Consider the following 14,451-nt stretch of genomic DNA (forward strand, 5'->3'; position numbering starts at 1 on the left):
CCCCGTTCCCTCAGGTCCGGAGCGAGTCGTAGAGGGCGAAATCCTTGACGCAGGCCTCGCGCAGGCGCGCCTCGAGCGCCGGATCGAGATCCGTGGACCCTTCCGGCGACACGTTGAGCCGGGGCAGAGTGATCTCGCAGTCCAGCCGGTCTTCGAGAAAGCCGACGAGGCTTCCCATGTCGTCGTAGCGGAACAGCCGGTCGACACCCGGACCTTTCTCGGGAACGAGGAACCGGCTCTGCCAGCCGACATTGGCGTATTCGGGTTGGGGATCGCTGAGATAGCCCTCGATAAAGTTGTTGAAACTCATACCCGAGGTGCTGCGGTCGGGATGGACGCCGCTGATCCGCTGGCGGTAGCGATACCAGCTGCCGAGCCAGTCGATAGGTTCCCGCATCACCGCGACGACCATGAAATCCTCGTCGGCGGCAAGTTCGAGATAGGGCGCGAGGAAACGCCAGTACCGATGCACCGAGGTGTGCTTCAGTTCGGGCGGGCGCTGGATCACCACGCTCGCCAGCGGCTCCAGCGCCGCCTCGATCGCCGTGGTGCCCGTCTTTGGCGTCGCGAGGTAGACGAGTCGCTGTTTCCAGAAAACCAGCATGCCGATCCTTTTCTTCACACGCGGGACACGAAATCCCGGCGCCATTAACTAAACATTTACCCAAAGGAGAAAAGCTCGATTTTAGAAAAATGAGTTGTAATGTTCCCTCTTTGATCTCATAACGCTGAGAACAAGAGGCGAACACGAGCAATGATTGCCGCGCCCCGACGGGTGTGAAATAAGGAACCGAACAATGGCAGTGACGAACCTTCTCGACATGAACGACAAGCGCTCCGCGGACAAACAGAAAGCGCTCGACAGCGCGCTCGCCCAGATCGAACGGCAGTTCGGCAAGGGTTCCATCATGAAGCTCGGCGCCGACAATCCGGTGATGGAGATCGAGGCGACCTCGACCGGCTCGCTCGGGCTCGATATCGCGCTCGGCATCGGCGGATTGCCGAAGGGCCGGGTGGTCGAGATCTACGGGCCGGAAAGCTCTGGCAAGACGACGCTGACGCTCCATGTCGTGGCCGAAGAGCAGAAGAAGGGCGGCGTCTGCGCCTTCGTCGACGCCGAGCACGCGCTCGACCCGCAATATGCCAAGAAGCTCGGCGTCAACCTCGACGAGCTTCTGATCTCGCAGCCCGATACCGGCGAGCAGGCGCTGGAGATCGTTGACACGCTGGTGCGGTCCGGCGCGGTCAGCCTTGTCGTCGTCGACTCGGTCGCGGCGCTCGTGCCGAAGTCCGAGCTTGAGGGCGACATGGGCGATTCCAGCGTCGGTGTGCATGCCCGCCTGATGAGCCAGGCGATGCGGAAGCTGACGAGCTCCATCAGCCGCTCGAACTGCATGGTGATCTTCATCAACCAGATCCGCATGAAGATCGGCGTGATGTTCGGTTCGCCCGAGACGACGACGGGCGGCAACGCGCTCAAGTTCTACGCGTCCGTCCGGCTCGATATCCGCCGCATCGGCTCGATCAAGGATCGCGACGAGGTGGTCGGCAACACCACCCGCGTAAAGGTCGTGAAGAACAAGGTGTCGCCACCCTTCAAGCAGGTCGAGTTCGACATCATGTACGGCGAGGGGATCTCCAAGACCGGCGAGTTGATCGACCTTGGCGTGAAGGCCGGGGTCGTGGAAAAGTCCGGCGCCTGGTATTCCTACGGGGATGAGCGCATCGGCCAGGGGCGCGAGAACGCCAAGCAGTTCCTCAAGGACAATCCCGATTTCGCCCACGCCATCGAGGACAAGATCCGCGCCAGCCACGGGCTCGATTTCGGGGCCTCGGATGACGGTCCGGGCGACGACGTCATGGAGGCCTGACCGGGCTGCGCCGGAAGACGAAGGCAGGAAGGCCGGGCCATCACGCCCGGTCTTTTTTCGTGAGATCGCTGCCGCCGGCCCGGCCCCCCGACATGGCCGGAGCCGTCCCCGACTGTATTGCAGAGAGCGTCTTTCGCAGATGCGGAAAGCCTTGCTGGACAGGGGGGCGGGCGAAAGATAAACGTGTCGGGCCGACTGCCCCTCGCTTTCCCGGAGCCGCGATCCGATGCCCAGCCTGAACGATATCCGCTCGACCTTCCTCGACTATTTCAAGCGCAACGACCACCGGGTCGTCGCGAGTTCGCCGCTTGTCCCGCGCAACGATCCGACTCTGATGTTCACCAATTCGGGCATGGTGCAGTTCAAGAACTGCTTCACCGGGGTGGAAAAGCGCGACTACGTGCGTGCGACGACGGCGCAGAAATGCGTACGCGCGGGCGGCAAGCACAACGATCTCGACAATGTCGGCTACACCGCGCGGCACCACACGTTCTTCGAGATGCTCGGCAACTTCTCGTTCGGCGACTATTTCAAGGAGGAGGCGATCCCCTATGCGTGGGAATTGCTGACCAAGGATTTCGGGCTGAACAAGGACCGGCTTCTGGTCACCGTCTACCATACCGATGACGAGGCGGCGGGGATCTGGAAGAAGGTCGCGGGCCTGTCGGACGACCGCATCATCCGCATCCCCACGGACGACAATTTCTGGCGCATGGGGCCGACCGGCCCCTGCGGCCCCTGTACCGAGATCTTCTACGACCACGGGCCCAGCATCTGGGGCGGCCCTCCGGGTTCGGCCGAGGAGGACGGCGACCGCTTCATCGAGATCTGGAACCTCGTCTTCATGCAGAACGAGCAGTTCGAGGACGGCTCGATGCGGGCGCTCGACATGCAGTCGATCGACACCGGCATGGGGCTGGAACGGATCGGCGCGCTCCTCCAGGGCAAGCACGACAATTACGACACGGACCTGATGCGGAGCCTGATCGAGGCCTCCGCGCATGGCACGTCGACCGATCCCGACGGGCCGGGCAAGGTTCATCACCGGGTGATCGCGGATCACCTGCGCTCCACCTCGTTCCTCATCGCCGACGGGGTGATGCCGTCGAACGAAGGCCGTGGCTATGTTCTGCGCCGGATCATGCGGCGGGCCATGCGGCATGCGCATCTTCTGGGCGCGGATGACCCGCTGATGTACCGGCTGGTGCCGGCGCTGGTGCGCCAGATGGGCGCGGCCTATCCCGAACTCGTGCGCGCCGAGGCACTGATCGAGGAAACGCTGAAACTGGAAGAGACGCGGTTCAAGCAGACGCTCGATCGCGGGCTGAGGCTCCTTGACGACGAGCTTTCGAAGCTCGGCGAGGGCCAGCCCCTGCCGGGTGCGGCGGCGTTCCGGCTTTACGACACTTATGGCTTCCCGCTCGACCTCACCCAGGACGCGCTGCGCGAGAAGGGTCGCGCCGTCGACGTCAAGGGGTTCGGCCACGCGATGGAGGAACAGAAGGCCAAGGCGCGGGCCGCCTGGGCCGGATCGGGCGAAACGAAGGACGCACAGATCTGGTTCGACCTCACGGAAAAGCACGGGGCCACGGAATTCCTCGGCTACGACACCGAGACGGCCGAAGGCCAGATCGTGGCGCTCGTCGCCGACGGGAAGGAAACCGGATCGGCCGCCGCGGGGGCGAAGATCCAGATCGTCGTCAACCAGACGCCGTTCTATGCCGAGGCCGGCGGCCAGGTCGGCGACAGTGGCCTGATCCGCACCGATACCGGGACAGCGACGGTGACCGACACCAGGAAGGCCGCAGGCGTTTTCATCCATATCGCTGAAGTGAGCGATGGCCAGATCGCGCGCGGTCAGCCGGCGAAGCTGGAGGTCGGCCATACCCGCCGCTCGGCCATCCGCGCCAACCACTCGGCGACCCACCTCCTGCACGAGGCCCTGCGCCGCGCGCTCGGCGCCCATGTCGCACAGCGCGGCTCGCTCAATGCCGAGGACCGGCTGCGCTTCGACTTCAGCCATTCGAAGGCGATGTCGGCCGATGAGGTCGCGACGGTCGAGGCCGAGGTCAACGAATACATCCGCCAGAACAGCCCGGTCGAGACACGGATCATGACGCCGGACGATGCCCGCGCGCTCGGCGCGCAGGCGCTGTTTGGCGAGAAATACGGCGACGAGGTGCGCGTCGTGTCGATGGGCCGCCTGGCCGGCGCCGGCAAGGGTACCGACGGCGCCACCTATTCGCTCGAGCTTTGCGGCGGCACCCATGTTGCCCGCACCGGCGATATCGGTGCCTTCGCGCTTCTGGGCGACAGCGCGTCCTCGGCAGGCGTGCGGCGGATCGAGGCGCTGACCGGGCAGGCGGCGCTCGACCATCTGCGCCGGCAGGATCAGCGGCTTTCGGAAGTCGCGGCGGTGCTGAAGGCGCAGCCGGGCGACGTGCCGGCGCGGGTGAAGGCGCTGATGGAGGAACGCAAGGCGCTTGCCAATGAAGTGGCGCAGCTACGCCGCGAACTCGCGATGGGCGGAGGCGCTGGCACAGCCGTCCCGGAAACGCGCGAGATCGGCGGGGTGAAGTTTCTGCCGCAGGTCGTCGCCGGCGTGTCGGGCAAGGATCTTCCGGCGCTCGTCGATGAACTCAAGGCGCGCATCGGCTCCGGCGCGGTACTCGTCGTCGCCGATACCGGCGGCAAGGCGGCGGTCGCGGCGGGCGTCACCAGTGACCTGACCGGGCGGCTTTCGGCCGTCGAGATCGTTAAGGCCGCCGCCGCCGCGCTTGGCGGCAAGGGCGGCGGCGGCAGGCCCGACATGGCGCAGGCCGGCGGCGCGGATGCGTCGAAGGCCGACGATGCCGTAAAGGCCGCCGAGGCGGTGATCGGAGGTGCGGCATGAGCGAGACGAAGTCAGCCCTCTGGATCGCCCATGTGAAGGTGCTCGACGCAGAGGCCTACGGCAAGTACGCCGCCCTCGCCGGGCCGGCGATCGCCAAGCATGGCGGTGTGTTCCTTGCGCGGGGCGGACGCCATGTTCAACTCGAAGGCAACGACCGGCCGCGCAACGTGGTGGCACGCTTCCCGTCGCTCGACGCGGCGGTCGCCTGTTACCACAGCCCCGAATATCAGGCCGCGCTCGCCCATGCGAAGGGCGCGTCGGAACGCGACCTGATGGTGGTCGAGGAAAGCTGAGGCGGCGGGCCTTCGTCCGCCGCGATATTGCCGTTTTGAGCAGGGTGAGGGACAGAAGTCCCCATAAGGAACGGGCGAGGGCGAGAATGTGCAGATGGGCGGCCTATACCGGTGAGCCGGTCTTCCTCGAGGAGATCGTAAGCCGGCCGGGACATTCCCTGATCCATCAAAGCCACGGCGCGACCCAGAGCAAGACCGCGATCAATGCCGACGGGTTCGGCGTCGCCTGGTATGGCGAGCGGGAGGAGCCGGGCCTCTTCCGCGACATCCTTCCCGCCTGGTCGGACCCGAACCTGCGGTCGCTGACCGCCCAGGTGAAGTCGCCCCTCTTTCTTGCCCATGTCCGCGCCTCGACCGGGACGGCGACGAGCCGCAACAACTGCCACCCGTTCGTCGTCGGCAACTGGACCTTCATGCATAACGGCCAGATCGGCGGTTACGACGGGTTTCGCCGCGATGCCGAAATGCTTATCCCCGACCCGCTCTATCCGCACCGGAAAGGCGCCACCGACAGTGAGGCCCTGTTCCTGATCGCGCTCGGCGAGGGCCTCAGGGACGACGCGAAGGGGGCGCTGGAGCGGGCGACCGCCCGGCTCGAAAGCCTGTCACGCCTGAAGGGCGCCGCCCCCCATGTCCGGATGACGGCCGCGTTTTCGGACGGAAAGCGGCTTTTCGCTGTGCGCTATGCCACCGACGAGAACGCCCCGACGCTCTATCATCGCTGGTCGGAGATGCGGCGCGGTCGGGCCGTCGTTTCCGAACCCCTGGAGGCCGGAGAGTGCTGGGATTCTGTCCCGCCCGGCAGCTTCTGCACATTCGAGGCGGATGGCGTGACGATCGAACCCTTCGAGCCGCGCTGCCTCGCCCGGGTCGCCTGACGCCCGACGCTGTCGGGCCGAGACCGGTGCCAGACCGATGCCAATGTCGTTTTCGCCCGCGAGATGACGTAATCCGCAGCCGAGGCCGCGCGAATAGCGATAAAACGGCGCCACAACCGGCAGTGTCAGGAGCATGCGGCATGAACGAGGTGGCTGAAGGACGGCGGGCCCGTGGTGGTGGTGGCGCGGCGCGGCGGGCGGAACGGACAGCCGTTCGCATCGAATGCGCGAAGTTCATCGAGCGCAACATCCCCAATCTCGACATCCTCAACGAAGAGGCGCTCGAGATCATCGAAACGAACGCCGAGACGATCCTTGAGGAGATCGGCGTCAATTTCGTCGAGAACCCCGAGGCGCTGATCCGCTGGAAAGAGGCTGGCGCCGACGTTCAGGGCGAGCGCGTCCGCATCCCGCGCGGGCTCGCGCGCGAACTGTGCAAGACCGCGCCGTCATCCTACGTCCAGCATGCGCGGAACGCGGAGCGGAACGTGACGGTGGGCGGGAAGGGGCTGGTCCTCGCGCCGGTCTACGGACCTCCCTTCGTGCGCGACGCCGATGGCGGCCGCCGGTATGCGACGCTCGACGATTTCCAGAAATTCGTGAAACTCGGCTACATGTCGAAATGGCTGCACCATTCCGGCGGGACGGTCTGCGAACCGACCGACGTGCCGGTCAACAAGCGTCATCTCGACATGCTCTTCGCGCATATGACGCTTTCGGACAAACCCTACATGGGGTCGGTGACCGAACCGAGCCGCGCCGAAGACTCGGTCGAGATGTCGAAGATCCTCTTCGGCGACGACTTCGTCGAACAGAACACGGTGATGACCTCGCTCATCAACATCAACTCGCCGATGACTTTCGACGGGATCATGATGGGCGCGCTCGAGGTCTACGCGCGCCATAATCAGGCCGCGATCATCTCGCCCTTCATCGTGGGCGGCGCGATGGCGCCGGTCACGGTCGCGGGCACGCTGACACAGGTTCTGGCCGAGGTGCTGGCCGGCGTCGCTTACAGCCAGCTCGTCCGCAAGGGTGCGCCGGTGATCTTCGGCGCCTTCGTGACCTCGATCGACATGAACTCCGGCGCGCCGACCTTTGGCACCCCCGAAGCCGCCCACATCACCTATGGCGCGGGCCAGCTTGCCCGGCGTCTGGGGCTTCCCTACCGCTCGGCCGGCTCGTTCTGCGGATCGAAGCTGCCTGATGCGCAGGCCGCCTACGAGACGTCGAACAGCCTCAACATGGGGCTTCTCTCCGGCGTCAACTTCATGCTCCATGCCTGCGGCTGGCTGGAAGGGGGCTTGGTGTCGTCCTTCGAGAAGTTCGTGATGGATGCCGACCAGCTCGGCACGCTCCATCACCTCGCCAAGGGCATCGACATGTCGGAAACCGGCCAGGCGATGGACGCGATCCGCGAAGTCGGTCCGGGCGGGCACTATCTCGGCTGCGCCCACACCCAGGCGAACTTCAAGCAGGCGTTCTGGCGGACCGAGCTTCTCGACTACAAGCCTTATGAGACTTGGGAGGAAGAGGGCGCCCGCGACACCGTGCAGCTTGCCCGCGCGCGGGTCACGAAGCTTCTGAACGACTACCAGAAGCCGGCGATCGACCCTGCGGTCGAGGAAGCACTTGCCGACTATGTCGCGCGCAAGAAGGCCGCGGTTCCCGACGCCTTCATGTGATCCTCGCGATCAACGCGGATCAGGCCGCTCCCGCACCGGGGGCGGCCTTTTCGTATCCCCTCAAGCGCGGTTCGGGCGCGGGAGAAGCCGGGCCTCGGCCATCATCGCGATGAGAAGGTCGATATGGCGCAGGAAACTGTAGGACGCGTCGCCGGAACGCCGCGTCGCCTCGATCCGCTCCTCCTCGGCCAGGAGCGCGCTCAGCGCGTGGTCCGGTGCCGGCGCCTCGGCGCTCCGGATCAATCGCTTGAGGTCGCGATTGCGGTTGTATTCCGCCAGCCCCGCCCGCGCAGCCCGGATCAAGAGCCGGGGGCGGCGGAGTTCGGATACAACAGAGAGCAGATCGGACATCTTCATTCTCCTTGAGATACACAACCGGAAGATGAAACAAGACTCCGACATGTTGCGAATTGTGTCCGAAATGCGTCCGCCCGTTTTAGCAAAATTTATATTTTATCAAGAAATATCGGGATCGTGCTCGATTTTAACGATCAGGTAACGAATACAACGTCAGGTTGTTTTCGTTGTAGTTAAGGCGACGTAAAGACGCCGCAGACTTTCGGGGGAAATGATGACAGTTCCATTCCAGACGCCGGCGGCGTTGCCCGCCTGGTTGCCGGAAAATGCACGGCTTTACCTTCGCCACATCGAAGAGGGCCTCTCCATCCGCGCGCTGGCGAGAAATGAAGGATGTCATGCCTCGACGATCCTGCGCAAGGTCCGTGCCTTCGAGAACCGCCGCGACGACCCCCTGATCGACGAAGCGCTGAACCGGCTCGGCCGCCTGCACCTGCGGCTGGCCGGAGCGGCACGGGCACAAGACACCACACCAAAGCCAGTGATACAGGAAGGAACCTGCCCGATGACCGCACCGATCCGTTCGCCCCACATGCAGATCGTCGACGAAGCGACCGTTCTTCGCGAGGCGCGCCGCATTCTGCGCCGCCTTTGTGAAATCGGCGCGATGCTCGCCGTCTCTGCGGAGATGGAGAAGGCGGTCGTGCTGAAGGGCACGGTTCGCACCGCCGTCGTCGACCGGACTGTGGCGCAGGCCTTCGCGCTCAAGGACTGGATCGCGGTGCAGAAGCCGGGGCGGGTAACGACCTACGAGATCACCGGGGCAGGGCGGTCGGCCCTGAAACGGCTTCTCGCCGAGGATCAGGACGCCCGCGCGGCCGGTTTTGCCGAGGCGCAGACGCCCTTCGCGGACCAGCACCGCGTCTGGGACGAACGCGCCGTGATGGAACCGGGATCACGAACGCCCCGGAAAATGCGCTACAACCTCGCCGAAAGCCCGCTTGCCGTTCTGGCGCGCCGGAAGGACAAGGACGGCAGCCCGTTTCTCGACCCCGAACTGGTTGCGGCCGGCGAGCGGCTGCGCGAGGATTTCGAACTGGCGCAGATGGGGCCGAGGGTGGCCCAGAACTGGGACCGGTTCCTGACCGCCGGGGATCGCGGCAATTTCGCCGGCGACGGCGGGGCGGGCGGCGGGTCGGGCCGAGCGCGCGACCGGGTGGCCGCCGCGCTTCGCGATCTCGGGCCGGGGCTCGGCGACATGGTCCTGCGCTGTTGCTGCTTTCTCGAAGGTCTGGAAGTTGCCGAGAAGCGGATGGGATGGTCGGCGCGGTCGGGCAAGATCGTCCTCCGAATCGCGCTGCAACGGCTCAAGCGCCATTACGACGAAACCTATGGCGGCAAGGCGCCGCTCATCGGGTAGGGACGACGGCGCCGGGCTAGCCCGGCGCCAAATCTCGCGTGGCGGGGGCGGGATCGTTCCGCCATGAAGCGCCACGGCGTTCCGCGTTGTCTTCCCCGACGAAAAGGCCTATCTCGACGTTAGCCCAGCGTTAGGGGGAACTATCCGTGCGCGACCTCAAGATTCCTGGCGAACGTCATCCCGAAAAGGCGCATCGCGCCGACCAGGCCCAGCCGAAGAAACCCGCCTGGATCCGCGTGAAGGCGCCGACCTCGGCCGGTTACAAGGAAACCCGCGACATCCTGCGGACCAACAAGCTGGTGACGGTCTGCGAAGAGGCAGGCTGCCCGAATGTCGGCGAGTGCTGGAGCCAGGGCCACGCCACGATGATGATCATGGGCGAGATCTGCACACGTGGATGTTCGTTCTGCAATATCGCCACCGGGCGCCCCGACGCGCTCGACGTGTTCGAGCCGGGCCGCGTGGCCCATGCGGTCGAAACGCTGGGGCTGAAGCATGTCGTCATCACCTCGGTCGATCGCGACGATCTCGACGACGGCGGAGCCGAGCATTTCGCTCAGACGATCCGCGCGGTCCGGCACCGTTCCCCCAACACTACGATCGAGATCCTGACCCCCGACTTCCTCAAATGCGCCCCGGAAGCGCTTGAAAAGGTTGTCGAAGCGCGTCCCGACGTCTTCAACCACAATCTTGAGACCGTGCCCGGCCTCTATCCCTCCGTCCGCCCCGGCGCGCGGTATTTCCATTCGCTCCGGCTGCTCCAGCGGGTGAAGGAACTGGACCCGGCGATGTTCACCAAGTCCGGCATCATGGTCGGGCTCGGCGAGGACAAGCAGTCGGTCGGGCAGGTGATGGATGACATGCGCGCGGCGAATGTCGATTTCCTCACCATCGGCCAATACCTTCAGCCGACGCCGAAGCATCACCGGGTCGACCGCTTCGTGACGCCTGAGGAGTTCAAGGCCTATGAGAAGGCGGCCTTCGGCAAGGGCTTCCTGATGGTGTCGGCAACGCCGCTGACGCGATCATCCTATCATGCTGGCGAGGATTTCGCCCGGCTCAGGGCTGCACGGCTGGCAAAGCTCGGCCGCGCCTGAGGCCGGTCACTCGGCGGGCGGGACTTTCTTGAGGTAGGCGGCGATCGCCGCCCGATCCTCGGCCGGCAGATTCGCGGTATTTTCCACCACCAAAGCCATGTGACCGCCCGCGCTGTCGAAATCCGGTGTGAATCCCGAGGTCAGGTATTCGACGATATCCGCCTCGGACCAGGTGAGCTTGGCGGGCGTGATATTGGGGAAGTTCCCCTTGCCGCCCGGCACCGGCCCGCCGGCGAGCCAGCGGACGCGCTCCATCCCGCCAAGGGCATTGCGCGGCGTATGGCATTCGCCGCAATGACCAAGTGCCTCGGCCAGGTAGCGGCCGCGTTCCTCGGCCGGGGTCAGGTCGCCAGTCACGACCCAGTTCTCATCGAGGAAGAGATACTTCCAGCCGCCGAGGCTGCGACGGATATTGTAGGGAAAGCCCACCTCGTGCGCCGCCGACGGCGTGGGATCGGCGGGCAAGGTGGCGAGAAAGGCGCGCAAATCGACGATGTCTTGCAGCGACGCCTTCGCGTAGCTGGCATAGGGAAAGACGGGGTAGTAATGCGCGCCCTTTGGCGAGACGCCGCGGGTCATCGCATTGGCGAGGTCGAGGTCGGACCAGCCACCGATCCCGGCAACCAAGTCGTTCGAGATATTGGGCGCGACGAAGGTCCCGAAGGGCGACGGGAAGCGCTGGCCACCTGTGAGGATCAGCTTCTGGTCGCCCGTCGCCTCGGCATCGGCATGGCAAGCCGCGCATCCGCCGGCCCAGAACACCTGTTCCCCATGCGCCGGATCGGGCACTAGCCCCGCCAGCGCATCGGCGGGCAGCGGCCGGGGCCGGGTGACGACCCAGAACACGCCGAGACCAAGAACGGCAAGGACGAGCAGGGCAGTCAGCAACTTGCGCATCTGGATCACTCCGTTTCTCAAGCGTCAGGCGCGCCGTGGCGCGCCTGACGATCTTTGTCTGATCCTACTCGGACTTACGATACTGCTTGTGACACCCGCCGCAAGCTGCGCCGACACCCTTCATCGCCCCCTGAAGCGAGGCGAGATCGGTGCCCGCCGCCAAGACCATCGCGTCCGCCGCCGTCTTCAGAGCGGCGAACTTCACGTCCCGGTCGCCGGCATTGGCGTTGATCTCGGGCAGGGCGGAGCTGTCGTCCAGCACGCCGTTTTCCGTCCCCGGCACCCAGAGCATGGACGAGTCGACCGAGGCGAGGGCCGCGAGGCTGCTTGCCGCCCGGCCCGCGGTCTCGGCATCGTAGGGCACCTCGCCCTTGGCCATCCCGCCAAGCGGCGCGAGGTTCATCGCCATCATCAACATGTAACCGTGGCGCGCGGTCAGGATTTCTTCGGGATCGCTCAGATCCTCGGCAAGCACCGGCCCGCAGGTCAAGACCGCCGCCGCGATCAGAGACAGAACATTCCGCATCGTGAACTCCTAGACTTGTATGGTTTCGCGTCGTCTCAGCACCGTCGGCTCAAAGGCCGGAGGTTTTCGCTGCAACGCGGCGGGATGGAAGCCCGGGCGCAGGGAAAAAGGAAATAAACTTCCATTCGAGCGACCTGCAACTTGAGGTGGAGGCACCGCTTCCGGGCGATTTTTGGGCATGGCGCCGCTCATCGACAGCGTGGATTCCGGCGGCGGTCCACTCATCAAGACAAAGGGCGGGACCAAGCCCGCCCCCGTCGTGAGGGTTCCGGCCGGATCAGTTCGTCGAAAGGCGGAACGCCTTGTGACAGCCGCCGCAAGCCCCGCCGACCGGACCCATCGCCGACTTGAGCCCGTCGAGCCCGGTGCCGGCCGCCGCCTTCATCGCCGTCGCCGCCTCGCCCAGTGCCTTCGCTTTTTCACCAATGTCCGAGCCCTCTTCCCAGATTTTCGGGAGCGCAGCGGTCGCGGGGTTGGCGGAATTGTCCGATCCCTTCGGCCACAGCATCGAGGCATCGAGCGTGACGGTGGCCATCAGGTTGTCGGCCGCCTTCTGCGCGGCTTCGGCATTGTATTCGACCTCACCCTTGGCCATGCCGCCGAGAACGCCAAGCTGGAGCGCGCGGTATTCCATGATCCCCTGCCGCGCCTTGATCTGGCTGGCGAAAGGGGTGTCCTGCGCTGTCGCGGCCCCGGCGAGGGCAATGGTGGCAGCGGTCAATCCGGCAAGAAAAGTCTTCATCGTACAACTCCCTGTTGAGGATTGAAAAAGTGTATCTGTGAGAAATTTCATTACCAATCGAAAATTCCGCAGAGTATTAGTGAATAAACGCACAGGTGCCGCCAGGCCGCGGATTTTCGGCGGTTCAAGGGTGAATCCCCGCGAAAGACCGGCCGGAAATGACGGAATCGTGACCGCGGAGGAGCGCGCGATGACACGCGAGAACTGGGACGACCTGAGGTTCATCCTTGCCGTGGCCGAAGAAGGCTCGGTCAGCGCCGCCGCGAGACGGCTCGGCGTGAATCACGCGACCGTGCTTCGGCGTGTGGCCGCATACGAACACGCGGCAGGGTTCGAGATCTTCGACAAGACCGCGCGCGGCTATGTCGTCCCCGGCGCGCGCAAGCGCATCATCGACGCGACGCGCGAGGTCGATCGCGCCGTCCAGGCGGTGGGCCGGATGCTTCAGGGCAGCCGGGCGCCCTTGGCGGGCGAGGTGCGCGTCACCTCGACCGACTCGTTCTGCCAATACGTCCTGCCGCCGATCGTCGCGCGGTTGCGGCATGTGTCGCCCAACCTCAGGATCGAGCTTTTGTGCTCCAACAGCCATCTCGACCTAGCCCGGACCCATGCCGACATTACCGTGAGACCGGCGGTGAAACTGCCGGACGATCTCGTGGGCGAAACCTCGGCGATGCTCGGCTTCGGCCTTTTCCGGGCAAGGGGAATTCAGGGCGACGCGTGGCTCGGCATCTCCGGTCCCTTGGCGCGATCGCGCGTCGGACAGTGGATCGCGGCGGAGGTGGACGCATCGCAGATTGCCGCCGCCGCAGACAGTTTCCTGGTCCTGCGCGAACTCGCGGCGGAGGGGCAGGGGATGACGATCCTGCCGGATTTTCTCGGCACCGAGGACGCGCGGCTCGAAAGGGTCGCGGGACGGATGCCGGATATCGCGGTCGCCATCTGGGTCGCGAGCCATTCCGACCTTGCCGATGTGCCCCGTATTGCGGAAACCCGTCGCGCATTGACGCGGGCTCTCGCCACCATCGGGGCGCGGTTGCGCGGAACGGCGGGCGCCGAAGGCGCCGCCGCGCCGGCGTGATCAGGGCAGAACCTGTGCTTTGGGCGGCTTCGGACGTGGATCGAGGCCAAGCCCGTGTGGCAGAACGCCGGCCCATTCCAGGCCCGCCAGCCCCAGACAGGCCGCGACGACCGCAAGGACCAGAACGACGCGGCGGACAGGTGGTGGGTTGCGCGCCCACCGGGACATCCGCAGCAGGTGGCGCAGATTCATGCCTCGGTATCGGGGAACCTGACCTTGCCGATATAGGGCAGGTTGCGGTTGCGCTGCGCGAAGTCGATACCGTAACCGACGACGAACTCGTCCGGAATCTCGAACCCGGTCCAGGTCGCCTTGATCGGCACCTCCCGCCGCGACGGCTTGTCGAGAAGCGCGCAGACTTCCAGCCGCTTCGGATCGCGTGACCGAAGAAGATTGACGACATGGTGGAGCGTGAAACCGGTATCGACGATGTCCTCGACAACCAGTACGTCGCGGCCCGCGATCTCGCCCCGAAGGTCCTTCAGGATCCGCACCTCGCGGCTCGATTCCATCGCGTTGCCGTAGGACGACGCTTCGAGGAAATCGACCTCCACCGGCAGGTCGATCTCGCGCACGAGGTCGGCGATGAAGACGAAGGAGCCGCGCAGAAGGCCGACGACGACGAGCTTGTCGGTGCCCTTGAAGGCCCTGGTGATGTCCTTTGCCAACGCCTCGACCCGGGCCGCGATTGCCTTGGCGGAGATCATCTCGTCGATAACATAGGGTCGGTGCGGCATGGCGGCCCCTTGATTTTGCGCCTCCATTTAGCGA

15 protein-coding genes are annotated in these 14,451 nt (G+C 65.3%); 8 read left to right on the forward strand and 7 right to left on the reverse strand.

Annotated elements, in window-relative coordinates; translation table 11 throughout:
* Positions 1 to 10 precede the first annotated feature (10 nt).
* Complete coding sequence (locus V5734_RS11180; protein ID WP_347309745.1) at positions 11 to 604, reverse strand: hypothetical protein; 594 nt, start codon at positions 602 to 604, stop codon at positions 11 to 13.
* 193 nt (positions 605 to 797) lie between these two features.
* On the opposite strand from V5734_RS11180, the gene recA reads away from it, so the two are divergent.
* The 5 genes from recA (at position 798) to V5734_RS11205 (ending at position 7,620) form a co-directional block, all read left to right on the forward strand.
* Complete coding sequence (recA, locus tag V5734_RS11185) at positions 798 to 1,871, forward strand: recombinase RecA (protein ID WP_347309746.1); 1,074 nt, start codon at positions 798 to 800, stop codon at positions 1,869 to 1,871.
* Positions 1,872 to 2,097: 226 nt separating this feature from the next.
* A complete protein-coding gene (gene alaS / locus V5734_RS11190; protein ID WP_347309747.1) occupies positions 2,098 to 4,764 on the forward strand; it encodes an alanine--tRNA ligase in 2,667 nt (888 codons plus the stop codon).
* Entirely contained in the window at positions 4,761 to 5,057 is a 297-nt protein-coding gene (locus V5734_RS11195) for a DUF1330 domain-containing protein (protein WP_347309748.1), read from the forward strand. Before alaS ends, V5734_RS11195 begins: the two co-directional genes overlap by 4 nt.
* Positions 5,058 to 5,143: 86 nt before the next feature.
* Positions 5,144 to 5,935 carry a class II glutamine amidotransferase gene (locus V5734_RS11200; RefSeq protein WP_347309749.1) on the forward strand — a complete coding sequence of 264 codons (792 nt, stop codon included), beginning with the start codon at positions 5,144 to 5,146 and terminating at the stop codon, positions 5,933 to 5,935.
* Between the two features lie 140 nt (positions 5,936 to 6,075).
* Positions 6,076 to 7,620: a trimethylamine methyltransferase family protein gene (locus tag V5734_RS11205; protein WP_347309750.1), complete on the forward strand. Its 1,545-nt coding sequence runs from the start codon at positions 6,076 to 6,078 to the stop codon at positions 7,618 to 7,620.
* 60 nt (positions 7,621 to 7,680) lie between these two features.
* Here the strand turns inward: V5734_RS11205 and V5734_RS11210 are convergent, their stop codons facing one another.
* Entirely contained in the window at positions 7,681 to 7,971 is a 291-nt protein-coding gene (locus V5734_RS11210; RefSeq protein ID WP_347309751.1) for a DUF6477 family protein, read from the reverse strand.
* A gap of 217 nt (positions 7,972 to 8,188) precedes the next feature.
* Between V5734_RS11210 and V5734_RS11215 the strand changes: the two genes are divergently transcribed.
* Both V5734_RS11215 and lipA read left to right on the forward strand, forming a co-directional pair.
* Complete coding sequence (locus V5734_RS11215) at positions 8,189 to 9,337, forward strand: DUF6456 domain-containing protein (protein WP_432759619.1); 1,149 nt, start codon at positions 8,189 to 8,191, stop codon at positions 9,335 to 9,337.
* A 146-nt stretch (positions 9,338 to 9,483) separates the two neighbouring features.
* Positions 9,484 to 10,434, forward strand: a complete 951-nt coding sequence (gene lipA, locus V5734_RS11220) for a lipoyl synthase (protein ID WP_347309753.1) — start codon at positions 9,484 to 9,486, stop codon at positions 10,432 to 10,434.
* A gap of 6 nt (positions 10,435 to 10,440) precedes the next feature.
* Here lipA and V5734_RS11225 read toward each other — a convergent pair whose 3' ends face one another.
* The 3 genes from V5734_RS11225 to V5734_RS11235 all read right to left on the reverse strand — a co-directional run bounded on the left by V5734_RS11225 (position 10,441) and on the right by V5734_RS11235 (position 12,599).
* Complete coding sequence (locus tag V5734_RS11225; protein ID WP_347309754.1) at positions 10,441 to 11,331, reverse strand: c-type cytochrome; 891 nt, start codon at positions 11,329 to 11,331, stop codon at positions 10,441 to 10,443.
* Positions 11,332 to 11,395: 64 nt separating this feature from the next.
* Complete coding sequence (locus tag V5734_RS11230) at positions 11,396 to 11,857, reverse strand: c-type cytochrome (protein ID WP_347309755.1); 462 nt, start codon at positions 11,855 to 11,857, stop codon at positions 11,396 to 11,398.
* 277 nt (positions 11,858 to 12,134) lie between these two features.
* Positions 12,135 to 12,599 carry a c-type cytochrome gene (locus V5734_RS11235; protein WP_347309756.1) on the reverse strand — a complete coding sequence of 155 codons (465 nt, stop codon included), beginning with the start codon at positions 12,597 to 12,599 and terminating at the stop codon, positions 12,135 to 12,137.
* A gap of 190 nt (positions 12,600 to 12,789) precedes the next feature.
* Between V5734_RS11235 and V5734_RS11240 the strand changes: the two genes are divergently transcribed.
* Entirely contained in the window at positions 12,790 to 13,680 is an 891-nt protein-coding gene (locus V5734_RS11240; RefSeq protein ID WP_347309757.1) for a LysR family transcriptional regulator, read from the forward strand.
* On the opposite strand, the gene V5734_RS11245 is transcribed toward V5734_RS11240, so the two are convergent.
* Both V5734_RS11245 and hpt read right to left on the reverse strand, forming a co-directional pair.
* Entirely contained in the window at positions 13,681 to 13,872 is a 192-nt protein-coding gene (locus V5734_RS11245; protein ID WP_347309758.1) for a hypothetical protein, read from the reverse strand. It lies immediately after the preceding gene.
* The gene (hpt, locus tag V5734_RS11250; protein ID WP_347309759.1) at positions 13,869 to 14,417 is read right to left on the reverse strand and encodes a hypoxanthine phosphoribosyltransferase; all 549 of its coding nucleotides are present in this window, start codon (positions 14,415 to 14,417) and stop codon (positions 13,869 to 13,871) included. The genes V5734_RS11245 and hpt overlap by 4 nt, the downstream gene beginning before the upstream one ends.
* Between the last annotated feature and the right edge of the window lie 34 nt (positions 14,418 to 14,451).

This window comes from Defluviimonas sp. SAOS-178_SWC, assembly GCF_039830135.1.
Taxonomy (GTDB): Bacteria; Pseudomonadota; Alphaproteobacteria; order Rhodobacterales; family Rhodobacteraceae; genus Albidovulum.